Annotated in this window: 23 protein-coding genes and 1 tRNA gene; 11 read left to right on the forward strand and 13 right to left on the reverse strand. The window is 64.8% G+C overall.

What is annotated here, in order from left to right; translation table 11 throughout:
• The first annotated feature begins 10 nt into the window (after positions 1-10).
• Positions 11-268, forward strand: a complete 258-nt coding sequence (locus ASF77_RS12010) for a hypothetical protein (protein ID WP_056339353.1) — start codon at positions 11-13, stop codon at positions 266-268.
• An 11-nt stretch (positions 269-279) separates the two neighbouring features.
• On the opposite strand, the gene ASF77_RS12015 is transcribed toward ASF77_RS12010, so the two are convergent.
• Together ASF77_RS12015 and ASF77_RS12020 are read right to left on the reverse strand one after the other, a co-directional pair.
• The gene (locus ASF77_RS12015) at positions 280-1,452 is read right to left on the reverse strand and encodes an esterase family protein (RefSeq protein WP_056339355.1); all 1,173 of its coding nucleotides are present in this window, start codon (positions 1,450-1,452) and stop codon (positions 280-282) included.
• Positions 1,453-1,638: 186 nt separating this feature from the next.
• Positions 1,639-2,331 (reverse strand): UPF0149 family protein, encoded by a 693-nt coding sequence (locus tag ASF77_RS12020; protein WP_056339357.1) that lies wholly within the window; start codon positions 2,329-2,331, stop codon positions 1,639-1,641.
• A 104-nt stretch (positions 2,332-2,435) separates the two neighbouring features.
• Between ASF77_RS12020 and ASF77_RS12025 the strand changes: the two genes are divergently transcribed.
• Positions 2,436-3,446 carry a serine/threonine protein kinase gene (locus tag ASF77_RS12025; protein ID WP_056339359.1) on the forward strand — a complete coding sequence of 337 codons (1,011 nt, stop codon included), beginning with the start codon at positions 2,436-2,438 and terminating at the stop codon, positions 3,444-3,446.
• A 178-nt stretch (positions 3,447-3,624) separates the two neighbouring features.
• Entirely contained in the window at positions 3,625-5,946 is a 2,322-nt protein-coding gene (locus tag ASF77_RS12030; protein ID WP_056339361.1) for a hypothetical protein, read from the forward strand.
• Between the two features lie 113 nt (positions 5,947-6,059).
• On the opposite strand, the gene ASF77_RS12035 is transcribed toward ASF77_RS12030, so the two are convergent.
• Together ASF77_RS12035 and ASF77_RS12040 are read right to left on the reverse strand one after the other, a co-directional pair.
• On the reverse strand, positions 6,060-6,479 hold the full coding sequence (locus tag ASF77_RS12035) for a hypothetical protein (protein ID WP_056339363.1): 420 nt from the start codon (positions 6,477-6,479) through the stop codon (positions 6,060-6,062).
• Between the two features lie 153 nt (positions 6,480-6,632).
• Complete coding sequence (locus ASF77_RS12040; protein ID WP_056339365.1) at positions 6,633-7,691, reverse strand: DUF475 domain-containing protein; 1,059 nt, start codon at positions 7,689-7,691, stop codon at positions 6,633-6,635.
• A 285-nt stretch (positions 7,692-7,976) separates the two neighbouring features.
• Between ASF77_RS12040 and ASF77_RS12045 the strand changes: the two genes are divergently transcribed.
• From ASF77_RS12045 to ASF77_RS12055, 3 genes are all read left to right on the forward strand, one after another.
• The gene (locus ASF77_RS12045; RefSeq protein ID WP_056339367.1) at positions 7,977-8,396 is read left to right on the forward strand and encodes a divergent PAP2 family protein; all 420 of its coding nucleotides are present in this window, start codon (positions 7,977-7,979) and stop codon (positions 8,394-8,396) included.
• Positions 8,397-8,658: 262 nt separating this feature from the next.
• Positions 8,659-9,807, forward strand: coding sequence for an efflux RND transporter periplasmic adaptor subunit (locus ASF77_RS12050; protein ID WP_056339368.1), 1,149 nt, complete (start codon positions 8,659-8,661; stop codon positions 9,805-9,807).
• Between the two features lie 3 nt (positions 9,808-9,810).
• Positions 9,811-13,065: an efflux RND transporter permease subunit gene (locus tag ASF77_RS12055; protein WP_082493735.1), complete on the forward strand. Its 3,255-nt coding sequence runs from the start codon at positions 9,811-9,813 to the stop codon at positions 13,063-13,065.
• 82 nt (positions 13,066-13,147) lie between these two features.
• Here the strand turns inward: ASF77_RS12055 and ASF77_RS12060 are convergent, their stop codons facing one another.
• The 5 genes from ASF77_RS12060 to ASF77_RS12080 all read right to left on the reverse strand — a co-directional run bounded on the left by ASF77_RS12060 (position 13,148) and on the right by ASF77_RS12080 (position 18,092).
• Positions 13,148-13,630, reverse strand: a complete 483-nt coding sequence (locus ASF77_RS12060; RefSeq protein ID WP_056339370.1) for a hypothetical protein — start codon at positions 13,628-13,630, stop codon at positions 13,148-13,150.
• Positions 13,631-14,031: 401 nt separating this feature from the next.
• Entirely contained in the window at positions 14,032-14,499 is a 468-nt protein-coding gene (locus tag ASF77_RS12065) for a hypothetical protein (protein WP_056339372.1), read from the reverse strand.
• 362 nt (positions 14,500-14,861) lie between these two features.
• Positions 14,862-15,806 carry an NAD(P)H-hydrate dehydratase gene (locus ASF77_RS12070; protein ID WP_056339375.1) on the reverse strand — a complete coding sequence of 315 codons (945 nt, stop codon included), beginning with the start codon at positions 15,804-15,806 and terminating at the stop codon, positions 14,862-14,864.
• 10 nt (positions 15,807-15,816) lie between these two features.
• Complete coding sequence (locus ASF77_RS12075; protein ID WP_056339377.1) at positions 15,817-16,581, reverse strand: histidine phosphatase family protein; 765 nt, start codon at positions 16,579-16,581, stop codon at positions 15,817-15,819.
• A gap of 110 nt (positions 16,582-16,691) precedes the next feature.
• Entirely contained in the window at positions 16,692-18,092 is a 1,401-nt protein-coding gene (locus ASF77_RS12080) for an L-cystine transporter (RefSeq protein WP_056339380.1), read from the reverse strand.
• Positions 18,093-18,356: 264 nt separating this feature from the next.
• Between ASF77_RS12080 and ASF77_RS12085 the strand changes: the two genes are divergently transcribed.
• On the forward strand, positions 18,357-20,084 hold the full coding sequence (locus tag ASF77_RS12085) for a methyl-accepting chemotaxis protein (protein ID WP_056339382.1): 1,728 nt from the start codon (positions 18,357-18,359) through the stop codon (positions 20,082-20,084).
• Positions 20,085-20,094: 10 nt separating this feature from the next.
• On the opposite strand, the gene ASF77_RS12090 is transcribed toward ASF77_RS12085, so the two are convergent.
• Positions 20,095-20,451 (reverse strand): hypothetical protein, encoded by a 357-nt coding sequence (locus ASF77_RS12090; RefSeq protein ID WP_056339384.1) that lies wholly within the window; start codon positions 20,449-20,451, stop codon positions 20,095-20,097.
• Between the two features lie 658 nt (positions 20,452-21,109).
• Between ASF77_RS12090 and ASF77_RS12095 the strand changes: the two genes are divergently transcribed.
• From ASF77_RS12095 to ASF77_RS24285, 4 genes are all read left to right on the forward strand, one after another.
• A complete protein-coding gene (locus ASF77_RS12095; RefSeq protein WP_056339386.1) occupies positions 21,110-21,289 on the forward strand; it encodes a hypothetical protein in 180 nt (59 codons plus the stop codon).
• A gap of 107 nt (positions 21,290-21,396) precedes the next feature.
• Positions 21,397-21,822: a hypothetical protein gene (locus ASF77_RS24280; protein WP_156648868.1), complete on the forward strand. Its 426-nt coding sequence runs from the start codon at positions 21,397-21,399 to the stop codon at positions 21,820-21,822.
• Positions 21,823-21,836: 14 nt separating this feature from the next.
• Positions 21,837-22,133 (forward strand): type II CAAX prenyl endopeptidase Rce1 family protein, encoded by a 297-nt coding sequence (locus ASF77_RS25270; RefSeq protein ID WP_082493736.1) that lies wholly within the window; start codon positions 21,837-21,839, stop codon positions 22,131-22,133.
• Between the two features lie 388 nt (positions 22,134-22,521).
• Complete coding sequence (locus tag ASF77_RS24285; RefSeq protein ID WP_156648869.1) at positions 22,522-22,680, forward strand: hypothetical protein; 159 nt, start codon at positions 22,522-22,524, stop codon at positions 22,678-22,680.
• A 59-nt stretch (positions 22,681-22,739) separates the two neighbouring features.
• Here ASF77_RS24285 and ASF77_RS12100 read toward each other — a convergent pair.
• The 3 genes from ASF77_RS12100 to pal all read right to left on the reverse strand — a co-directional run bounded on the left by ASF77_RS12100 (position 22,740) and on the right by pal (position 24,261).
• Positions 22,740-22,815, reverse strand: a tRNA-Lys gene (locus tag ASF77_RS12100).
• Positions 22,816-22,888: 73 nt separating this feature from the next.
• Positions 22,889-23,644: a tol-pal system protein YbgF gene (ybgF, locus tag ASF77_RS12105; protein WP_056339388.1), complete on the reverse strand. Its 756-nt coding sequence runs from the start codon at positions 23,642-23,644 to the stop codon at positions 22,889-22,891.
• 95 nt (positions 23,645-23,739) lie between these two features.
• A complete protein-coding gene (gene pal, locus ASF77_RS12110; protein ID WP_056339390.1) occupies positions 23,740-24,261 on the reverse strand; it encodes a peptidoglycan-associated lipoprotein Pal in 522 nt (173 codons plus the stop codon).
• Positions 24,262-24,300 lie beyond the last annotated feature (39 nt).

Raw genomic sequence — 24,300 nt, forward strand, 5'->3', positions numbered from 1 at the left:
CACCATCATCATGTCCGACAAATATTTCGAGATGCCGCCTATCCCGCCCGCATTCGCGCCTGCGGCGCCGCAGGACGCCATGCGCCGTGCCCGTCTCGTCGAGCGCTACAACGACCTGGTGGGCAAGCCGGGCAAGATCAGGCGCACGATCCAGAAGCAGTTCCTGATCGGCTTCATGAGCGACGACGAGCTGGCCTCCCTGCATGGCTTGTATCGCTGCGTGATCGACGCCATCGAATCGGCGAAGGGCCTGCAGAGCGCCGGCTAAGCGGCAGGGAGTCAGCGGCGCGGCGTCGCGCAGTTCGCTGCCGGCAGCGCCGCGGGAACGGCCGGCATTTGTCGTGGCGCCAGCCAGTCGCGCGCGTTGGTGAGCAGGACGCGTCCCCACATCCAGAAGTCGTGGCCGGACGGGTAGGTGGCGAAGCTGGCGACGCCGCCGCGCGCGACGATGTCGCCGGCCAGGCAGCCCGCGGCCCAGCGGAACGCCGGTTCCAGGTCGCCCGCGGACACGTAAAAGCGCACTGAGGAGCGCGCTGCGCCATGCTGGTACGGGCGCACGCCGGGCGACATCACGAAGGCGGTGCCGAACAAGCCGGGATTGCGCAGGGCCATCGATGCCGTCCACACGCCGCCATTCGAAGCGCCGCCGATCGCCCGCAGCCGCCGTTCGGGCGGCGCACCATACGTCTTCTCGACCATCGGGATGACGGTATCGAGCAGGAAGCGCTCGTGCGCCAGGAAGGCGGGCGCCGGCCCGCCGCCGGGCGCGCCAAGGTAGGTGAGGCTGCGGGTGTCGCGCTCTTCCTGGCCCGCCGCTGCGTACTCCACCCCGACCACGATCAGCGGCGCCAGTTCCCCCCGGCGGATCGGCTCGGTCAGCCAGGCGCCGGGAATCATCATGCCGCCGTCGGCGAGATAGAGGATGGGGTAGCGCACGCCGGCCCGGTAGCCGGGCGGCAGCCAGACCCGCGCCCGCGGCAGGCCGGCGCCGAAATCCTGCATCCGCGGCGCGATGTCGCCATCGCGCAGGAGCGCGAACGCTTCAAGGCCGGCCAGTTCGGTCGGCGTCTTCGTGACTTCGGTGTCGCCGCTGCGCGTCACGGCAAAGCGCAGCTGGATGCGCGTGCGCTGCGCTTGCGGGTACTGCAGTACGGCCTGGAACAGACCCGGCGCCACCTGCGGCAGCGGCCCCGGGAACTGGATGTTTCCGACCACCCGCACCTCGTCGGCCTCGCCCACCCAGGAAATCACCAGACGATCGCCGCTGACCCAGGCCGCCGGGCCGGCTGCGGGGAGCCGGGAGCGATCCGGCTCGGCGCCTTCGAGCAGGCAGGGCAGGGGATCGCGCGGGCCGGTGCAGGGCAGGAAGCTGCGCGAATCGGCCAGGGCGGGCGCGGCCAGCATGGCCGACATGAACAGTCCCAGACTCCAGGTGCGTGCGGCGTGGCGCATCGAGGTTTCCTTGAATGGCGATGCTGCCGACCATACCTGGAGTAGACATGTTTGTCTACGTTTGCATGACACTGCGGCGTTCGACCAAGCATGGATCGCAGCGCGGGGCCGCAAGGAAAATATGCCGGGAGGGGGCGGTGGCGAGGACGCGCCCCCCTTATGTGACCGTGCTCAGGTCGGCAGTGCTCAGGCCTGCTCTGCGCCGCAGCACTTCTTGAACTTCTTGCCGCTGCCGCAAGGGCAGTCGTCGTTGCGTCCGACCTTCGGGGTCTCGTGGCGCACGGTCTCCACCGCGGCCTTGCGCAGCGGCAGCCAGTAGCGGTAGATGGCCGGCAGGTTGGCCTCGATCTCGAGGGCCAGCTGGTGTGCCTTGACGGGGTCTTCGACCAGCGGCAGCTCTTCTTCCTCGATCTCGTCGGCGCCCAGCAGGTAGAGGGGACGCATCAGTTCGGCGACATCGGACTCCCAGATCGGCTCCCACGAGCCCGGACGCAGTTCCATCCCTTCCCAGAAGCCCCAGCACCAGGCCTCGGCGTCGATCAGGGTCTGGCCATTGTGCTCGTGCTCGCAGTAGAGCGGCTCGAACTCCTTTGGCGCGACCTCGAAGGTGATCAGCACTTCGTTCATGAAGCGCATGATCAGGTTGAGGATGCGTTCTTCTTCCTTGGCGTTTTTCCAGGTGGGCGCGGCGGTGCCGTCCTGGCCCCACACACGCGGCAGCCATTCGGCCGGCATGATGGTTTCCGGGCCGATCGCGATCGCGGTCAGGTAGCCGTGCAGGGTGTCCATCGTCATCGCGTCTTCCGGGCTGCGCTCGGAGAGGAGGAACTGGTCGAGTTCGTCGAATTCTTTTTCGCTGAGGGGCTGTTCGAGTTGCATGGTGTGCTCTTAAAAATGGGGCGTTCGATTCGTGAAGTCCGCCAGTTTAACGCCTGGACGGTGTGAAGCGTACGAAATAACGCGTCGCGCCGTACAATGGTGTTATGCATAACGAGTCTATTTCTTCCGAAAAAACCGCGGCGCACCCGTTCTCGCGGCTCGATCCGCAGCACGTGCTCGACGCCGTCGACAGTGTAGGCGTGTACGGCGACGGCCGCCTGCTGGCCCTGAACAGCTACGAGAACCGGGTCTACCAGGTCGGGCGCGACGAAGGCGAGCCGGTGGTCGTCAAGTTCTACCGGCCCGAGCGCTGGAGCGACGCCGCCATCCTGGAAGAACACGCCTTCGTCGCCGAGCTCGTCGCGCACGAGATCCCGGTGGTGCCGGCGCTGGAGATCGGCGGCAGCACCCTGCACAGCTTCGACGGCTTCCGCTTTGCCGTCTTCCCGCGCCGCGGCGGGCGCGCGCCGGAACTGGGCGACCCCGATACCCTCGAATGGATGGGCCGCTTCATCGGCCGCATCCATGCCGTCGGTGCCGTCAAACCGTATGCGCTGCGGCCCGAACTCAATCCGCAGACCTTCGGGCGCGAACCCTTCGACTACCTGCGCCGGCACGATTTCGTCCCGCACGAGCTGCGCGCGACCTGGGCCAGCGTGGTCGAGCAGGCCCTGGCGGGCGTCGCCCGCTGCTACGAACGCGCGGGCGCCTTGCCCTCCTTGCGCCTGCACGGCGACTGCCACGGCGGCAACGTGCTGTGGACGGGCGACGGCCCCCATTTCGTCGACTTCGACGACAGCCGCATGGGCCCGGCCATCCAGGATCTGTGGATGCTGCTCTCGGGCGAGCGCCACGAGATGGTGCGCCAGATGGGCGACGTGCTGGCCGGCTACGAGGACTTCTGCGATTTCGATCCGCGCCAGTTGTACCTGGTCGAGGCGCTGCGCACCCTGCGCCTGATCCATTATGCGGGCTGGCTGGCGATGCGCTGGGACGATCCGGCCTTTCCGGCGGCCTTTCCCTGGTTTAACACGCAGCGCTACTGGCAGGATCGGATTCTCGAGCTGCGCGAGCAGATCGCCCTGATGGACGAGCCGCCCCTGTGGCCGGTGTGAGTTCATCCACAGTTGAGCTCATCCGAATTTGAGCTCAGCTGAATTTGAGCTCATCCTTAAGCCTCGAATTGCGCGGATTTCATCGCGCAGTTCGGCGTGCCATGATTGTCGGGTTTCGTTGATAATGAGTCAGCGAACTTAGCATCCGCCTAGCGCCTGCACCAACCCGAGAACGACCATGGAACCAGTACCACACGACGATACCTACTTCACCATCGACCTGCCTGCTTCAAAAGCGGCGCCGGCCGCATCGGCGGCTGCGCCGGCCGACCGTGGCGCGGTCGAGAAGATGGCGATCAAGGAAGCCATCGCGCGTGTGGAAGCCGAGGCCAAGGCGAACGTGGCCGCCGAGACGCGCGCCCACGCCGAGGCGCGCGCGCGTTCGCTGGCCGAGGAGCGCGCCGCCCTCGACGGCGCCGCCGCCGCCGCGGCCCTGGCCAATGCCCAGGCTTCGGAAGAAGTCATCGAACTCAATCGCGACCGCCTGGAAACCCTGCGCGCCGCCGCCCAGGCATCGAGCGAGCGCCTGGAAGCGATGCGCATCGAGACCGCCGAGCTACGCGCGCGCGTCCAGGCCGATACCGAAGGGCGCCTGGCGGTCGAAGCGCGTGCGCGCGCGGCCGACGAAGCGCGCCGCCGCGCCGCCGAGCAGATGGAAGCCGAAGCGGCGATGGCGCAGGAAGCCGCGCGCGCCGCCGAAGATTTATTGCTGCAAACCGAGGAAGCACGCCGCCAGGCGGCCGAACGCGTCGCCGCCGTGCAGGCCGCGCGCGAGGAAGTGCTGCACAGCGCCAGCGCCGACGCCCGTGTGGCCGTGCTGGCGCGCGAACGCGAGCGCGCCGAAAAGGCCGCGCGCCAGACCGCCGAAAAACTCGCGCAGGTCGAAGCCGAGGCGCTGGAACTGGCCCTGCAGCGCGAGCGCGCCGACCAGGTCGCGCTGGCCTCGGCCTTTGCCCGCGCCACCGCCGAAGCGCGCGCCCTGGAAGAAGCGCGTGCGCTGGCCCATGTCGAACACGAGCGCGAATCGATCGCCCAGTCCCAGGCCGATTCCACCCGCGTCGCCGCCGACACCCTGCGCGCGCGCCTGCAGCTGGAAAAGGAATTGCGCGACGCCGCCATCCACCGCGAGCGTCTCGAACAGACCGCGGCGGCCACCGCCGAAGCGCGGCGGGAAGCCGAGGCGCGCATCGCGGCCGCCACCGAAGCGCGCATCGAGGCCGACCGCAAGCTGCGCGAACTGGCCCTGGCGCGCGCCGAAGCCGAACACGAGGCGGGCCTGGAAGTCGAGGCGCGCGTGGGGGCCGAAGCGGCGGCGGCGGAACACGCCCGCCGGCGCGCCGAGGCCGACCGCGCGGCCGCGCTGGCGGCCGAAGTCGAGGCCCGCGAACAGGAGCGCGCGCGCGCGCTGGCCGAGGAGCGCGTGGCCCAGGCGCAAGCGGCGGCCGACGCCCGCGCCCGCACCAATGCCGCCCAGGAGGCGGAACTGGCGCTGGCCGCCGAAGCCCTGGAGCAGGAACAGCAGGCCGCTGAGCTGGCCGAACGCCGCGCGCAGGAAGCCGAAGCGCTGGCCGCCGCCGAGCGCACCCGCGTGGAGGCGGAGAACGCCGCGCTTATTCACGCGCAGGAACGCCTGCAGGCCGAACGCGCCTTGACCGAAGCCGCCGGCGCGCGCGCCGCAGCCGAGGCGGCCCAGGCGACGCTGCTGCGCGAGCAGGGCGAGGCCGAAGAGCGCGTCCTGCACGCCCGGCAGGCGGCGCTGGAAGCCCAGCGCATCGAAGCGGCCAAGGTATTCGAGGAAGCCGCGCAGGAAGAAACGGCGGCCGCGGCGGCGCAAGCCGAGGCCGATGCCGCAGCCGAACTGGCGCGCCTGCAGGCTGAACGCGCGGCGCTGGAACAGTCGCGCCTGGCGGCTACCGAAGCGGCGCTGGAGGCGGAACGCCAGGCCGTCGCGGCCGGGCGCGAGGCGCTGGCGCTGGCCGAGCAGCAGCTGGCGGCGCAGCAGGAACAGCTGGAATCCGACACGCGCGCGAACGCCGCCGCGGCGGCGCGCCTGGCTTCCGAACAGGAAGCGGCGCTGGCCGCGCGCGTGCGCATGGAAGCCGAGGAAGAAGCGGCGCGCCTGGCGCGTGAGCAGGAACTGGCGGAAGGCGCCGCGGCGCAGGCGGCGCTCGAAAAGCGCGACGCCCAGCGCGCGCTGCTGGAACACGCCCAGGCCCACGCCGAGATGCAGCGCCGCACCGCCGCCACTACCCAGCAGATGGCCGACGCCCGGCGCGAATTGCTGGAACTGGAAACGAAGCGCCTGTCGGAACAGGCGGTGGAGCTGGCGGCGACCGAGGACGCCATGAACGAGCGCCAGGCCGAGGCGCGCCAGCGCACCGCATCGGAAAACATCACCCGCGAAGTGCTGGGCCGGCTCAAGAAGCAGCCGTCGGCGCAGCAGGCGGCGGCCAGGCTGGCCGAGGTGATCATGAACCAGCGGAAGAACGGCGGGGAATGATGTAGCGTGGACGGGTCTCCCGTCCACGCGTTCTATCCGCGTTCTATCGTTTTGCGCCGATTCCATGCGTGGACGGGGTACCCGTCCACCCTACATCTGATTCGGCCTACATATCATTGCGCCGTTTTCGGCGCGTCGCTTGGCGACACCGGCGACACCGGCCCCGTATTCACGCTGTTCACGAAATATTCGGTTTCGCCGAAGCAGCTGGTCGGCACGCCCTTGTGCTGCTCGTAGCTGATCTCAACGCGCTGGCCCATGGTCGACTGCAGCTTTTGCACCAGGCTGTCGTCGCGCACGGTAAAGGCGAAGCGCTCGGGAATCGCGCCCGGCATGCTCGAGAGCAGGATTTCGCCTTCCCAGGTCTTGCACAGCCAGCCCTTTTTCGAGAACTTCTGCAGGTAGCCGGCGCGGGTGCCCTCGGAGTACGACCAGGTCAACGTGAACCAGGTATAAATGCCGCCGATGACGACGAGCGCGGCGACGAGGGACAGCAGGATGGCGATGGCGCGTTGGGGCAGGGCTTTCGGCATGGTGTCGAAGTGATGGTGGAATGAAGGGTGGAAGAAGGCGCTCGGCGGCGCGGTGGCGTCATTCTGCCACGCGCGCCCCGATTGTCAAAATGGCAGGACGCGCCGGCGCCGCGCTTTAAGTCCAGCTTAAGCGCGGCGCCGGGGCGCTGCCGTTCAGGCGATCTCCGCCTTGTCGGGCGACGCTTCCAGCTCGGCGCGCTTGCGGTGCCGCACCGAGGACCACAGCGAGACCACGATGAAGGCCAGGCCCGACAGGCCCGTGAACCATTCGGGGATGTGGTAGTGGACGTTGGCGAACATGATCAAAGCCAGGATGCCGATCGCGTAGTGCGCGCCGTGCTCGAGGTAGACGAATTCCTGCAGCGTACCCTTGTAGACCAGGAACACCGTCATCGACCGCACGAACATGGCGCCGATCGCCAGGCCCAGCATGATGATGACGACGTCGTTGGTAATCGCAAAGGCGCCGATCACGCCGTCGAAGGAGAACGAGGCGTCCAGCACTTCCAGGTAGAGGAAGCCGCCGATGCTGCCCTGGGAAATCATCTTGCCGATGGTCGGGTCTTCTTCCTCTTCTTCCAGCAGGCTGCTGATCCAGTTCACGGCGATATAGATCAGCACGCCGGTCACGCCGGCGATCAGCACCGGCAGCTTGCGCGCCTCGGGCATCAGGGTCATCGCGAAGAACACGGCCAGCAGGGTGAGCAGGGTGGCCAGGCCTTCCGACCCGTACTTGCCGACCTTTTCCTCGATCCAGCCGAGCCAGTGCAGTTCCTTCTGGTCGTCGAACAGGAAGTTCAGGAACACGAGCATAAGGAAGGCGCCGCCGAAGGCCGAGACCTCGGCATGGTGCTCGGTCAGGTGGCGCGAGTATTCGTCCGGCGTCTCGATCGCCATGTTCCAGACGTCGATCAGGCCCAGGCCGGTGGCGACCGAGACGATCACCAGCGGGAACAGCAGGCGCATGCCGAACACGGCGACCAGGATGCCGACCGTCAGGAAGAGCTTGCGCCAGAATTCGTTCCAGTGGCGCAGCACCGAGGCGTTGACGACCGCGTTGTCGAAGGAGAGCGAGACTTCGAGCACGCCCAGCACCGCCGTGATCCAGAGGGCGCTCGCCAGGCCCGCCATGCCGCCGCGTTCATAGCCCCACCAGCCGGCCAGAATCATCAGCACGACCGTGACGATGATGGATATCCTGAAATGCCGCATGTGAAAATCCTTGTCGAGTATTGAAATACGATTCGTTGGTTGAAATGCCACAGTTTCAACAATCTTAACCGTAGCTTAAGCGGGGTGGCGCAGCGCAGGCCGCCATCTACTGCGCTTGATTTCCGTCTTGACGATGCTGCGATGAACGCGTCAACGAATGCCGCGATGGGTGCCGCTTTGGCTGCCTCGACAAATATGCCAACTTAGCATTGCTTCTGCGATAATCCCGCCCGACATATGCATCGACCCTCGCACCTACCTCGCATCTCCCTTGACTAGGATTCCATGGACTACGCTTACTTCCTCACCCCCTTCCTGACCTGGCTGGTCGTCGGCCCGATCAAGTTCCTGATCAACAGCGCGCGCCAGCGGCGTTGGGCCTTCAACCTGGTTGGGAATGGTGGTTTTCCCAGCAACCATAGTTCGGTCGTGACCAGCATGGCGACCCTGATCGCGCTGCGCGAGGGCATGGATCATCCGGCCTTCGGCGTGGCCGTCACGCTCGCCTTCATCGTCATGATCGACGCCAACAGCCTGCGCCAGCACGTGGGCCGCCAGGCCGCGGCGATCAACCGCCTGGCCATCGAAACGACCGGCCACATCGCGCTGCGCGAGCGCATGGGGCATACCCTGGTCGAAATCTGTGGCGGGATCGTCACAGGCATCGGCATGGGGTTTTTGGTTTATCACCTGTTCGGCGGGTGATCGGGTTCCATCCCTGGCGGTTCCCGGAATCCCGGGCAGTGCCCGGGCTCCCATCCCGGGGCCTTGCCCCGGGCTCCCATCCCTTGGTTTCGTCCCATGCATATGCAGCTCATCGCAGCATTTCGCAGTTCATCCCACCAAAATAACAACGCGCGGGATCGTCAATTGACGGGTGGGGCCGCCTCCTAGATACTGCGCGCTGAAGATGTCTATTCGAATTCAATAACTATATTTTCAGCGTCCAGAACGGGAGATCCAATTCATGCTGCGCAACACTTTACTTGTCCTCGCCATCGCGTCCGCCCTGGCCGCCTGCGGCAAGGAGGCGAAAGACCCGAAGGCCCAGGCCAAGGACAACAAGCCCAGCCAACTGCTGGTTGCGCCCCAGGATCTGCTGACGGTGCAGAGCGATGCGCTGGCCTCCGGCCCGGTCATCACCGGTTCGATCCAGCCGGAACGCCGCGCCGACCTGCGCGCCGAGGTGTCCGCCGTCGTGCTGCAGGTACTCAAGGAGAACGGCGACCCCGTCAAGCGCGGCGACCTGCTCGTGAAACTCGACGAGACCGCGATCCGCGACAGCCTGCTGTCGGCCGACGCCGGCGTGACCGCGGCCAGCCAGGCGCTCGACCAGGCCAACCGCCAGCTCGAACGCCTGAAAACCCTGCGCGCCTCGGGCATGACCTCGGCCGCGGCCCAGGACGAAGCCGAAGTGCGCCGCAACAGCGCCCAAAGCGAGCTGTCGGCGGCCCGTTCGCGCGCCGCGCTGGCGCGCCAGCAGATCGCACGCACCCAGGTGCGCGCACCGTTCGACGGCATCGTCAGCGACCGCAAGGTCTCCAGCGGCGACACCGCCACCATCGGCAAGGAACTGGTGAAGGTCATCGACCCGACCAGCATGCGCTTCGAAGGCCGCGTCTCGACCGACAAGATCGCCACGGTGAAGGTCGGCCAGCCGGTGCGCTTCCACATCAATGGCTACGGCAGCCAGGAATTCAGCGGCGTCGTCAAGCGCATCGACCCGGCCGCGAACGACATCACCCGCCAGGTCGAAGTGCTGGTCGGCCTGACCGGCGAACAACCGCGCGTCGCGGGCCTGTACGCCGAAGGGCGCATCGACGCCGCCAGCTCGAACGTGCTGATGCTGCCGGAAAGCGCCATCGTCAAGGCCGGCGACAAGAATTACAGCTGGCGCGTGAAGGGCGGCACCCTGAACCGCGTCGACCTGCAGGTGGGCAGCCGCGACGGGCGCAGCGGCAACATCGAGATCAAGGCGGGCCTGGCCGCCGGCGACACAGTGCTGCGCAACCCGAGCTCGAACCTGAAGGATGGCCAGAAGGTGGAATTGACGGGCGGCGCGCCACGCGTCGCCGCCGCTTCCGTCGCCGCGGCTGCGCCGGCCAAAGGAAACTAAGCCATGTTCCTTTCCAATTTCTCAGTCAAGAAGCCGGTCGCGACGATCGTGCTGATCCTGGGCATGATGTGCATGGGCCTGCTGGCCCTGTCGAAGCTGCGCGTCAACCAGAATCCCGACGTCGAGCAACCGGTGATCGTGGTGAACATCCCGTATCCGGGCGCCTCGCCGGAAACGAGCGAACGCGAAATCCTGAACCGCCTGGAAAAGCAGATGCAGAGCGTCCAGGGCGTGAACGAAATCGAGTCCTATGCGAACGAAGGCAGCGCCACGCTGGTGTTGATCTTCGACTTCGGCCGCGACATGGTCGAGGCCTCGGACGACGTGCGCAACGCCATCGCGGCGGTGCGCTACAAGCTGCCGATCGAGATGCGCGAGCCGATCCTGCGCCGCGTCGACCCGTCGGCGCAGCCGATCATGAACTTGGCGCTGTCGTCCGATGGTCAGTCGCATGCGGAGCTGTCGCGTCTGGCCGAAGACGACCTGGCCGACCGCTTCCGCGCCATCGACGGGGTCGCCACGGTGAACGTGAACGGCGCCCTGCGGCGCGAACTGTCGGTACTGCTGCGTGCCGAGAAGCTGCGTGAATACAATGTCTCGGTGAGCGAGGTGGCGAATGCCCTGCGCAACCAGAATACCAATGCGCCGGTCGGCAAGGTGCGCGGCCAGATGGACGAGAAGGGCATCCGCCTGATCGGCCGCATCGAGCGCCCGGAAGACTTTTCGCAGATCGTCGTCAAGCGCAACGGCGACACCATCGTCCGCCTGAACCAGGTGGCCGACATCCAGGACGGTTTCGCCGACATCGACAGCGCGTCGATCCGCAACGGCAATCCGAACGTCGGCATCTCGATCATCCGCGCCCGCGACGCCTCGACCGTGTCGATCGCCAACAAGGTGCGCGAGGAAGTCGAGAAGATCAACAAGGAACTGCCGAAAGGCACGGTGGTGGGCATCACCCGCGACGGCGGCAAGGAAGCGCAAAGCAGCCTGAACAACGTGATCGAGTCGCTCGTGTTCGGCGCCGTGCTGACCGTGTTCGTGGTATATGCCTTCCTCAACTCCTGGCGCTCGACCCTGATCACCGCGCTGTCGCTGCCGACCTCGGTGCTGGCCGCCTTCATCGCGGTCTGGCTGTGCGGCTTCACCCTGAACTTCATGACCCTGCTCGGGCTGTCGCTGGCGATCGGCGTGCTGATCGACGATGCCATCGTGGTGCGCGAAAACATCGTGCGCCACATGGAAATGGGCAAGGATCGCCGCACGGCGGCCCTGGTCGGCACCTCCGAGATCGGCATGGCGGTGGCCGCGACCACCTTCTCGATCATGGCCGTGTTCATTCCGGTCGCCTTCATGCCGGGCATTTCGGGCGAATGGTTCCGTCCGTTCGCGCTGACCGTGACCTGCTCGGTGCTGGTGTCGCTGTTCATTTCCTTCACGCTCGACCCGATGCTCTCGGCCTACTGGGGCGACCCGCCGGGCCATCACCATGCGCCGAAGAAGGGCATCACCCGCGTGCTCGGCCGCTTCAACGATTGGTTCGACCGCCTGGCCGACCGTTACGGCAACGTCATCGCCTGGGCGCTGCACCACCGCCGCTGGATGGGCGTCATTGCCCTGGCCAGCTTCGCCGGCGCCATCGCGCTGCAGTCGATGTTCGGCGGCACCAGCTTCCTGCCCAAGGGCGACGGCAACAAGATCATGATCGAGGTGCGCACGCCGGCCTCGTCGAGCCTGCAGTACGCCCGCCTGAAGATGGAACAGGCGGCCACGCTGGCGCGCACGATCAAGGAAGTGCGCGACACCGACGTTTTCGCCCGCCCGAACGGCGGTTCGATCTACGTCGAGATCGGCAAGAAGAACACCCGCGACCGCAGCGCCGCGCAGATCGCGACCGAATTGCGCAGCAAGGTCGCCAGCCTGGTCGGCGCCGAATACACGGTGCTCGACGACCTGAACGGCGGCGGCAAGCCGGTGCAGATCGAATTCACCGGTGCCGACTCGAGAAAGCTCATGGAGCTGACCTCGGCCTACATGGAGAAACTGCGCCAGGTGCCGGGCGCGGTCGACGTCACGCTGTCGCAGCAGGATCCGAAGAACGAGCTGCAGATCGAGCTCGACCGCGGCCTGGCGAGCTCGATGGGCGTGTCGGTCGGCGACGCCGCCACCGCGCTGCGCGTCGCCTTCGCCGGCATCGAGGTGGGCGACTGGGTCGACCCGACCGGCGAAACGCGCGACGTCGCGGTGCGCCTGCATCCGGAAGACCGCGTCAACATCGAGAACATCGAGCGCCTGCCGATCCTGATCGCCGGCACCAACACCATGGTGCCGCTCGAACAGATCGCCCGCATCAGCATGGGTAAGGGGCCCTCGGAAATCATGCACAAGAACGGCAAGCGCGTGATCACCGTGTCGGCGAACGCCCAGGGCCGCTCCAGCGGCGAGGTGACGAAAGACGCGATGGCCCTGGCCAAGAGCTTCGACTTCCCGCCGGGCTACGGACTCGACCTCGGCGGCGCCGGCAAGGATCAGCAGGAACTGTTCGGCGAGATGACGATCGCGCTGCTGTCCGGCATCGGCCTGATGTACCTGATCCTGGTGATGCAATTCGGTTCCTTCACCGCGCCGCTGGGCGTGATGATGTCGCTGCCGCTGTCCCTGATCGGCGTCGTGCTGGCGCTTCTGATCACCGGCGGCACCCTCAACCTGATGAGCTTTATCGGCATCATCATGCTGATGGGCCTGGTCGCCAAGAACGCGATCCTGCTGCTCGACGCGGCGCGCGCCCTGGAGGCGGAGGGCTACGACCGCGAGGACGCGCTGATGAAGGCCGGCCGCATGCGTCTGCGTCCGATCCTGATGACGACCTTCGCGCTGATCGCCGGCATGCTGCCGGTGGCCCTGGCCCTGGGCCCGGACGGCAAGTTCTACCAGCCGCTGGCCGTGGCGATCATCGGCGGCACGATCACCTCGACCCTGCTGACCCTGCTGGTGGTGCCGACCTTCTACGACAGCATCGAGATCGCCCGCGACCGCATGGCCGCCAAGTTCCATCGCCGCGCCGCACGCTACTCCGCACTGCCGGCCTTCGTGATGACCTTCGTGGAAGCGATCCTGACCCTGGTCTTCGTGCGCCTGGTGTACCGCCTGGTCGTGCGCGGTTTCCGCTTCGTGACCGGCCGCAGCCGCCGCCAGGGCGGGAGCGGGACGGTGCCGCTGGCCAAGGCGCCGGCGGTGAAGGTGACCGAAGGCGTTTGATCATCCGGACACCCGTGTCCGAAAACGAAAAAGCCCGCGCGAGCGGGCTTTTTTTTGTGCGTCGGCCGCGCTTGCAGCTTGCTTAGTGGATGCTGCCTTCGCCGCCGGCGCCCGGCCTGGTCGAACCCGGCCCGGTGCCGGTGGTGTTGCCGGTATGGCCGGTGGACTTGGTGCCGGCGGCAGGTGCGCTCTGCATCGGGGCGCCGCCTGGATTGGCGCCGCCGGTGGTATTGCCGCTGCTGTCGACCGGACGCACGCCGTCGACGCCGCTGGCGCCGCCCGAGGCGCCGAGGCTGTCCTTCTTCGTGCTCTCGGCTTCGCCGACGGTACGCGGCGTCACGTTGGTGTTGTACTCGGTCGAGGACAGGCCGGCGTTGCCCGAGTTACCGGTGGCGCCGCTGACGCCGGCGGACGAGCCAGCGCCTTCTCCCGTGCTGCGTTCCGCCACATGGGCGGCGTCGCCGCTGCCGCCGACGCCGGAATCCTTCTTGGTGCATGCGCCCAGCATGGCGGCGAGGAAGGCGGCGGTCAGGACGACGCCCGGCAGTGTGTTGGTGCTCTTCATGGTGAAACTCCTTGTTCGATGGCTGTGCCGTTGCGGCCTGGGGCGGGCGCACGGTGCGTGAGGCTGGGCTTTATTTTGTCATCGCGCGCCGCAACTGACTGTGCGCTGTTTGACAGAGCGAAACAGCCGGCCGCATGGGAGGGCAGGTCGGCAGGCGCAAGCGGGCGTGGCGAAAAGAGGTGGTGAAGAGGGCGTGGTGAAAAGCGGGTGGCGGAAGTGGGTGCCGTGGCAGGGTAAACGACGAACAGGGCAGGGCGAGGAACAGCGAAGACGAGGACGAAACGCAAACGGACGGGCCAGGCTGGTCGTCAGCTGAAAATGAACACCGGCGTGGAAGCTGCCGGCCAAACGCAAACGCGGAGCCCGCGTTGTGGGGCTCCGGTTTGTGGGCAGACGGCTGATTAGCGGCCGGTGGTGCCAGTGGTGCCGGTGGTGCTGCTGCCGGTGCCGGTCGAGTCGGTGTTGCCGGTGGTGCCACCAGCGCCGGTGGTGCCGGTGGTGCCGGTGGTGCCGGTGGTGCCGGTAGCGCCCGTGCCGGTGGTGCCGGTTGCGCCGGTACCGGTGGTGTCGCCCGTGGTGCCGGTAGCACCCGTGCCGGTGCCCGTGGCGCCGGTGCCGGTCGCGCCGGTGCCGGTGGTGTCGCCCGTGGTGCCCATTGCGCCGGTACCGGTGGTGCCCGTGCCGGTTGCGCCCGTGCCAGTATCACCCGTGGTGCCGGTGGTGCCGCTCGTGCCCGACGTCGAGCTCGGCGAGGTTGCCGAGGTGTCGCCAGCGGTGCCAGCCGTATCGTTCTTCTTGCATGCGCCCAGCATCGAAGCCAGCAGGGCTGCGGTCAGCAGGATTTTTGGTGCTTTGGTGATTGCGTTCATTATTTATACTCCTCGTTCACGTCTATCTTGTGCCATGCGCTCCAGGTGAGGCGGTGGAGAAACATGGCGCCAGTTCGGCTTTACCATGAACCTTCTTGACAACCCAGGCACGCCGAGGTTCCCGTTCGTGTTCATTAGCAAAACCATCAGGGAACCGACGCAACACGCGGCCCCGTTCAGTGCACGAATTCGACTGTAAAAATTAGACTGCCGTCACTACCGCCAGTTCGTCGAATTGTGACCTTCTTGCTCTATTCCGCAGTACGGCTTGCGGATGTTGATGCCGGCAAAATGGTTTCCCATCCGGCCGGCCCCCCGGCGTTAGCCGGATGGTTGGTGCAGATGCCTTTTTTTCAAGGCTTCTATTGATCTTCCGCCTCGCGGCCGGCAATCGATTCGAGCAGCGCCGGGATCTCGTTCGGGATCTCGCGCGCCAGGTAGCCGAGCACGCCCATGCGTTCGGCCAGGCGTTCGCCGGCGCGCGCGTGCAGGGCCACGCCCCAGCAGGCTGCCTGTTCGAGCGTGGCGCCGCGCGCGGCCAGGCCGGTGATGATGCCGGCCAGTGTGTCGCCCGAGCCGGAAATGGCCAGGCCGACGTTGCCGCCTTCGTGCTGCCACAGCTCGCCCTGGGGCGAGGCGATCACGGTACGCGCGCCCTTGAGAGCGACGACGGCATTCCACGCGGCGGCCGAGGTCAGGGCGCGGGCGTCGGGCCCGGCAACGATGTCGGTTTTTTCGATGCCGGTCAGGTGCGCCATCTCGCCGCAGTGCGGCGTGACGATGACGGGCTGCGCGAAGCGGAAGGCTTCGCCCGGCGCCCAGCCCGGCGGCGCGTGCAGCAGCGTGCCCATCGCGCAGGCGTCGAGCACGACGCTCGTATCGCTTCCCTGCAGGCGTTCGAGCAAGCCATGCACCAGGGCCGCGGCGGCGGCTTCGTCCTGCATGCCCGGCCCGATGAGGACGGCATTGACACGGTCGGCCAGCGGGTCGAGGCGGTCGATGGCTTCGGGCAGGAAGCCGCCGGCCTCGGTTTCGGCCAGGCCGATCACGCGCGCCTCGGGCATGGCCAGCGCCACCAGCTGTGCGACGCTGGCCCCGGTGGCGACCGTCAGCTTGCCGGCGCCGGCGCGCAGGGCGGCGGTGGCGGCCAGAATCACGGCGCCCGGCATTTCGCGCGAGCCGCCGAGCACGAGCACGTGGCCGCGCACTTCCTTGTCGCCCTCGACGGCCGGCATCGGCAACGGCCATTCGCGCAACAGTTGCGTGGTGACGTCGTGCACGGCGGGAGCGGCGTGGATGGCGTTCATGAGCTTGGTCTCAGGCCTTTGGGGCGGAGGGCACGTCTTTGCCGACCGTGACCGGGGTGCCGGTGTTTTCGAGCGGCGCGACAAAATTGACAAGGCGAACCACCAGGCGGCCATGCTTGCCCTGGATGGGATCGAAGGAATAGGAGGTGACCGAGCAGTTCGGCACGTCGCCGGCGCGGTCGAAGGCGAGGATGCTCGCTTCGTCGAGGCGCTCGATCAGGTAGCGGAAGCAGTTGACGATGACCTGGTGGGCGACAATGACGACGCGTTCGTTGCACCAGTCGCGGCTGAGGGTGTCGAGCACGCTGCGCAGGCGCAGGATGACGTCGCACCAGCTCTCGCCGCCCGGCGGACGGAAATAGAACTTGCCGACATGCTGGCGCTGGGCGTACAGGTCGGGATATTTATGGGCGATGCCGTGCGTGGTGAGGCGGTCGAGGATGCCGAACTCCTTTTCGCGCAGGCGCTCGTCAGCATTCACTGCCAGCAGCGAATCGCGCTCGAGGCGACGGATCAGGATCTTGGCGGTCTCGGCGGCGCGGACATAGGGCGAATGCAGGACGACGTTCGGGCGCTCGTCCTGCGGCATGCCGGCGAACCAGGAAGCGAGGGCCTCGGACTGGCGGATGCCGAGCTCGGACAGGGGCACGTCGACGTCGCGCTCGGCGATGTCGATCTCGTGCCCGGCAGCGGCTTCGGCGATGTCACGTGCGACATTGCCGGCGCTTTGCCCGTGCCTGATCAGCCAGAGTTCCTGTGGCCACTTCTGTTCCATTACCTGTCCGTCGTTGATGTTGACATGACATCATCATAGACGGATTCGACAAGTGGTCAGCGCACGATTCCGTGCGCAAACTATTAACTTTTTTCAGGCCGCGTTCAAGATCATGCGGTTTGTTCTTCGCCGTCCAGATTGCTTTCCACGTCGCTATTAAATACCGCCATGTCGGTAGCGCCAAGGATGCGCGAGGTCAGCGTCCCGGCCGTGATCGACCCGCTCACGTTCAGCGCAGTGCGTCCCATGTCGATCAGCGGTTCGATCGAGATCAGGAGACCCGCCAGCGCCACCGGCAGATCCAGCGCCGAGAGCACGATCAGGGCGGCGAAGGTGGCGCCGCCGCCGACCCCGGCCACGCCGATCGAGCCGAACACGACGATCGCCAGCAGCGGCAGGATGAAGCCCGCCGTCCACGGATCGATGCCGACCGTGGGAGCGATCATCACCGCCAGCATGGCGGGATAGATGCCGGCGCAGCCGTTCTGGCCGATGGTCGCGCCGAAGGAGGCGGCGAAGTTCGCAATGCCCTCGGGCGTGCCCAGGCGCGTGGTCTGGGTCGCCACGCTCATGGGAATGGCGCCGGCGCTGGTGCGCGAGGTGAAGGCGAAGGCGAGCACCGGGAAGATCTTCTTCACGAAGCGCGCGGGATTCAGGCCGGCAAAGGCGACCAGCAGCAGGTGCACGCCGAACATCAGGATCAGGGCGCTGTAGGACGCCAGCACGAAGCCGAGCAGGTTCAGGATGTCCTGCAGGCTCGAACCGGCCACGACCTTGGCCATAAGGGCGAACACGCCGTAGGGCGTCAGGCGCAGCACCAGGGTCACCATGCGCATCACGATGGTGTGGGCCACGTGCACGAAATGGCTGAAGGAAGCGAACTCGTTCGGCTTCTTGGTGGCGATACCGGTGGCGGCGATGCCTACGAACACGGCGAAGAACACGACGGCGATCGTCGAGGTCTTGCGCGCGCCCGTCATGTCGAGGAAGGGGTTCGCCGGAATGAACGAGAGCAGCATCGACGGCAGCGAGATCTCCTTGGCCGCGCCCAGCGAGCCCTGCAAGTATTCGCCGCGCGCCACCTCGGCCGCCGACGCCGTCAGGCCCACGGCAGTAAGGCCGAACAGCTTGGCCATCAGGATGCCGATCATCGCGGCGACCGCCGTGGTGGCGATCAGGATGCCGATGGTCAGCGCGCTGATCTTGCCGAGCGAGGCGGCGTCGCGCAGTTTCAGGATGGCGCCGATAATCGACACCATGATCAGGGGAATCACGATCATCTGCAGCAGCTTCACATAACCGCTGCCGAGCACGTCGAGCCAGGCGTTGGTGGCCGCGATCGTCGGCGAGCCGGCGCCATACACCGCCTGCAGCGCCGCCCCCAGCAGCACGCCCAGGCCAAGACCCGTGAACACCTGCTTGGTGAACGACACGTGGCTCGCCTGCATGCGATAGAGGAGGGCGCACACGCACAGGGCGACCAGCAGGTTCGGGATCAGGGGCAGGGTCATGGCGGCCTTTTTGAAAGCTAGGTGTTGCAGAAATTAACTCGCAGCATTTTATAGGCAAACGGGCAGCACCGCAGGAAGGCGGACTTGTCAATTCGATTCGTGTACTTGAATGCCTGGCATGTTTACGTTGTGGGATGACGACGAAAACAGCGAATGCAGCGCGCTTACTCGATAGTGTTTCCTATGGGATAGAAAACTTCCTACAATCGGATCGACCGGGCCCTGCGCCTCCAACCCTTTCAACCTTCCCTGACGGGACGCACCATGTTCAAGAACCTCAGCATCAAGACGCGCCTGATCTGCGTGATCGGCTTTCTCGCCATCGAACTCGTTGCCGGGTTTGCGGTCGGCATCCTGAACCTGGAAAAGTCGAACGACGCCATGAGGAGCATGTACGACGACCGCCTGGTGGCGTTGTCGCAGCTGGCCGACGTCGAACGCGCCGTCATGCTGAACCAGATCCTGGTGGCCAAGGCCGTGACGACCCTGGTGCCACCCGCGCCCATCCTGGAGCAGGTCGAGGCGAATACGGGCGCCGCCGACAAGTCCTGGCAAGCCTACCAGGCGACCAAGATGGCCGACGACGAGCGGCGCCTGAGCCAGCAGTTCGCGGCCTCTCGCGCGCGCTTCCAGGAGCTGGCCATGAAACCCATCATCGCCGCCTTGCGTGAAGAAGACATCGACCGCGCCACTGCGCGCATGAACGGCCCGATGCACAAGCTGGCCATCCCGATGGGCAAGGAGCTCGCCGCCCTGATCAAGATCCAGACCGACGTCGCCGCGGCCAACTTCAAGCGCTCGCAGGAAGTCGTGGCGCTGGTGCGCATCGTCTGCCTGGCCGGCCTGGTGCTGGGCCTGGCCTTCGCCGGCGTACTCGGCTGGCTGCTGGTGCGCGCCATCGTGCGTCCGCTGGAAGAGGCGGTCAAGATCGCCGGCGCCGTGGCCCAGGGCGACCTGACCCAGAAGATCGAGGTGCGCTCGAAGGACGAGACCGGCCGCCTGATGGCCGCCCTGCGCGACATGAACGACGCGCTGGTCGAGATCGTGACCCGCGTGCGCGCCGGCACCGACACCATCGCCACCGCCTCGGCCGAAATTGCCGACGGCAACCTGGATCTGTCCTCGCGCACCGAGCAGCAGGCCGGCTCGCTGGAGGAAACCGCCTCGTCGATGGAAGAACTCACGTCCACCGTGCGCCAGAACGCCGACAATGCGCGCCAGGCCAACGTGCTGGCCGGCTCGGCATCGGCGATCGCCGGCAAGGGCGGCGCGGTCGTGGCCCAGGTGGTCGAGACCATGGGCGGCATCAACACCTCATCCATCAAGATCGTCGAGATCATCGCCGTCATCGACGGCATCGCCTTCCAGACCAATATCCTGGCGCTGAACGCGGCCGTCGAAGCGGCCCGCGCCGGCGAGCAGGGCCGCGGCTTCGCAGTCGTGGCGGGCGAGGTGCGCAGCCTGGCCCAGCGCAGCGCCGCGGCGGCCAAGGAAATCAAGCTGCTGATCGACGACTCGGTCGGCAAGGTGCAGCACGGCTCGATGCTGGTCGACCAGGCCGGCGCGACGATGAAGGAGATCGTCGACAGCGTCAGCCGCGTGACCGACATCATGGCCGAGATCAGCGCCGCCAGCCAGGAGCAGAACGCGGGCATCGAGCAGGTCAACGAGGCCGTCGTGCAGATGGACCAGACCACCCAGCAGAACGCCGCGCTGGTCGAGCAGGCATCGGCCGCGGCACAGTCGCTGCAGCACGAGGCGGCTTCGCTGGCGCGCACGGTGGGCGCGTTCCGGATCGCGGGTGCGGCAGCATTCGAGGCGGCACCCGCGCCTCCGGCGCCGCTTGCGAAGACGCCGCTTGTCAAGACGCCGATCCGTGCGCAACTGGCAAAACCGGCGGCACGCACAGCGGCGACCCAGCCGCGTCCGGCGCAGGCCAAGGCCGACACCAAGGCCACCGCCACGGCCGGCGACGGCTGGGAAGAGTTCTGAAGCTGGCGCGTCAGCGATCCAGCCAGCGCACCTCGCCGACCTCGCGGCCGGCAGGATAGCCGGTATGCCGGATCCGGATGCGTTCGACCGGATCGTCCGGCATGAACTCGACCGTCAGCGTCCCATCGTGCGAGGCGAGCAGGTTCGGCCCCACGGCGCGCAGCTCCCGGCGGTACAGGTTGTCGAGATCGATGTACAGCTTGTCCTCGACCAGCGTCAGGCGCACGCTGCGCCCCGATTCGAGGCGGTAGGCGCTGGCGACGCCGGCTTTCAGTTGGACGTCCGGCTGGCGCTCGATCGGTTGGGCGACAGTGGGCTGGGCGCAGGCGAGGGCGGAGAGCAGGCAGAAACAAGACAGGGTACGCATGGCGGTCTCCTTCGGTGAAGGTGGCGCGATAGGGCCTGTCTGCGGTTTGACACCTGAGCGGGAGCGGAAAGCTCCCGATGTAGCTGGCACTGAAGGTTGGTGGCCAATGCCCGCATGTTCTTTGTTAATGCTTCGAACTCGCACTAGCGACCTCTAGATCCCCGGAATTCTCCTTACAGAGGGAGCAAACATAGTGACTCCATATATTTAGCTCCACGTGCCATTCGATCAGCATTCTATTGACTACGCGCTTACGTGAACGTTGTTTCTGCGATTAATTAATCTAAGAATCTATTATTCATACTTACTTGACTGGGTTAGGCCGACTAATAGCAACTAGCTCACAACTGCCTAAAGCGTCAGCGTCAAATCATATATTTAAGCGTCATATCAATTATATGTAACATTCTCGTGCAACCCGGCGGATGCTGTTTTGTGTAACGTTTGTTAAAAACAAAGCGCCATCGCCCAACGAACAGCGGTTAGAAACAAAAATTCGCTCCCAACGTTTTAGCAATCTCTGCCGAAGGGGAGATTTGCAACTAAAGTTGCTCGTGATCAGCTTGCAAAAGAGAAGTCCGTATAAGATGAGTTTGCCTGGCGGACGCGTCAGCAAAAAAATTCAGTGCTTTCTTCAACGCAGACTAAGGAGATTATCATGCAAGAGTTGACCTATGAAGAAATGGCAGACGTTAGCGGCGGTCGGAGCATGGTCAAAGTCGCTATGAAATCGTTCGAAACCGGCTGGGCTATCGGGCAAGGAATTAACTGGCTTATGGATAATTTGCATATGGGTCGTGGTAACTTTCCCCCTATCCCTCGTGCGGGTCGGGAGTAATTGCTAGGGAATATTTAGGGCCATGTCCGGGTGCTTTAAAGAATCACATAGGCTCGGACTGGCCATTTTAGATTCGCACAGGTTGACCATTCCCGTGGAAGCGATAAATGGAAACGGATTTTAGTGTTGAGCAACACACTCGTGCAGTCGCCCGATGGTCAAAATCAGAACTATTGCAACTGCTTCAGTTTGTCAGGCTGCCGACTTTATCTGAGCATTCTATTGACGAGCCGGATTGGGTGCTTCGCGCCTTTTATCTTGCGATAATAACTGTAATATTTGTATCACCGTTTGCCTACCTCATCAATTCTCTGCAAGAATATTTAGAAATTGCAGAAACACGGCCCGCGAGGATCGCTGATTCGGCGACTCTAATAACAGTTATTTTGCTTACTCCTCTGGTGGAAGAGGCTATTTTTCGAGCCGGACTGCGTAATCCACTATACTCAATTATTTTGGCACCATTGGTAACGCTCGGTTTCCTTATTGAATCAGCAGTTGGGCTTTTTGCGTTCTTATTTTTTTCTCATTAAGCTTGGTAATCGTTATGCTGCATCGTAATCTTTTCTTCGGAAGCGATTACCCAAAGCTTTGTAGTTTGCACAGAGAAAGGTTCAAAGTCGTATTTTGGGCAAACGCTTTCTTTTTTGCTTGCGCTCATTTACGCAACTTCGAGTTCTCAGGAATAGAAGCTGCCCTATTCTGGCTTGCGGTCTTGCCGCAATTTATATTCGCTGTAATTTTCAGCTATCTGCGATTGCGAAACGGAATTATGAGCGCAGTACTTTGCCATGCGACAGTGAATCTGATAGGCATCAGCGCTTACCTCTACGGGGGGAGATAATACACCTGCGACGTACGATGCTGTCATAAGCATCCAACAGTATATTGAATGATATCGTTGAGTGACGGTTCCCAATATCAATTCATTTTGACTGCTTGACGCAAGGCTTGGTAATCATCGATCCCGCCTGCGATGTAGTGCTTGCCGCCCCCGGCGAGTTGCATGGCGTACATGACGATAGCGCTAAGTACCCCATCACCAATAAGTAGCGATGGTCGCGCCGGTTATATTCCGCTTGCGCCCCACCACAGCCATATTTGTGTCGAAGGCCATTCGACGAAGTCCATAACTTTGGACTGCTAAAAAATAGCGTACGGCGAAACGGTGTTCGAACTCAACACGGCGACGGAACCCGTTCCGGACGAGCAGCTCGTACAAGCCGAACCCCTTGCAGGCGACGGGAAAGCAGATCAAGGAAGCATTCCTGAAGGCGCGCAGCCAGTGCGGCTACGACTATCGGCTGCTGTCGAACAACTGCCAGACCTTCGCGCGCCTGTTCATGCTGGCGCTCGGGGCCAAGCATGAACGCCAGCTCATGCACCCCTGAAGGAAAACGGAAGCGAAAACAACAACGCCAACCCGAAGGTTGGCGTTCTTGATGAAACTTGGTAGGCCGTGCGGGATTCGAACCTGCGACCAACGGATTAAAAGTCCGCTGCTCTACCAGCTGAGCTAACGACCCGAAAGAAGCAAGATTATAGGGCGCTGCCGTCGTGCTGTCAAACGTGCGGCCCCATTTTTGTTGCTATGCAGCTTTATTTCAGCGCGGCCAGGCGATCCTTGGCGGACTGCGCGGCTTGCGAATCGGGGAACTTCGACACCAGCGTCTGCAGGGTCTTCTTGGCCTTGACCTTGTCCTTGAGCTCGGCATAGCTGGTGGCGATGTTGAGCATCGCGTCCGGCGCCTTGGCGCTGCTGGCGTAGGTGGTGGTCACGACTTCCTGTGCGGCGATCGCGTTCTTGTAGTCGCGCTGGGCGTAGTAGGCATTGCCTAGCCAGTACTGGGCGTTCGAGGCGTAGGCCGAATCGGGATAGCGCTTGACGAAGTCCTGCAGGGCGGCGGCTGCCCGCTTGTAGTCGCCGCTCTTGAAGACTTCCATCGCGCCGTCGTAGGCCTGCTTTTCCGACGGCAGCACCTGCGCCGTCTCGCCGTCGATGGTTTCCGCGCGCGGCTCGAGCTTCTTGATGCGGGCGTCGAGGTCGGCGTACAGGGTGCGCTGGTTGTTCTGGGCCTTGCTGACCTCGTTGGCAAGCACTTCGATCTGGCCGCGCAGCTTGGCGATCTCGGCCAGGGTCTGCTCCTGCTGGTTCAGGATGTCGAGGGTCGCGGTCTTGTCGGCCTTGGCGTCGAGGCGGGTGGTGAGGTCGCGCGTGATGGCGTCGACTTTCGCGCGCAGGTCGATGATCGCGCGGCGCGCTTCATCGTCGTCCAGGATGCCGGCGGACGCCTGCAGCGGCAGCACACAGGCCAGCAGCAGGGCGGCGAGGCGGGACGGGAACGGTTTCAGCATGTCGTATTCTTTCTATACTCAGTACGATGAAAAACGGGGGCGGTAGCAGTCTGCACTGCTCCCACCCCCGCTGTCAATTCACTGAAGCTTAAGGATTACTGGTAGACGATGTCCGCGCGGCGGTTTTCAGCCCAGGCAGCTTCGCCCGAACCGGTTGCCTTCGGCTTTTCTTCGCCCAGCGACACGGCTTCCATCTGGCTCTCGGCCACGCCCAGGGTCGCCATCGAGCGACGGACGGCTTCGGCGCGCTTCTGGCCCAGGGCCAGGTTGTATTCGCTGCCGCCGCGATCATCGGTGTTACCCTGGATCAGGACTTTGCGGGCCTTGTTCTGGTTCAGGTAGTTCGAGTGGTTCGAGACGACCGGCTTGCCGTCTTCACGCACGACATAGCTGTCGAAGTCGAAGTAGACGCTGCGGTTGGCCAGCACGCCTTTCGGATCGTTCAGCGGATCGACGGTCGCGGTTTCCACTGGGCGGATGTCGCGGGTGTCGGCGGCTGCCGGCGGGGTCACTGCACGCTCTTCGACGGCCGGTGCGGCGACTGGCGCTGGCGATTTGCACGCTGCGAGCAGGGCAGCGGTGGCGATGATGAAGGACACACTCTTAACGTTGCGCATGGATTTCTCTCCTGGTCTTGGTTGGTGATGGGCTTGCTA

This window comes from Massilia sp. Leaf139, assembly GCF_001424165.1.
Classification (GTDB): domain Bacteria; phylum Pseudomonadota; class Gammaproteobacteria; order Burkholderiales; family Burkholderiaceae_D; genus Telluria.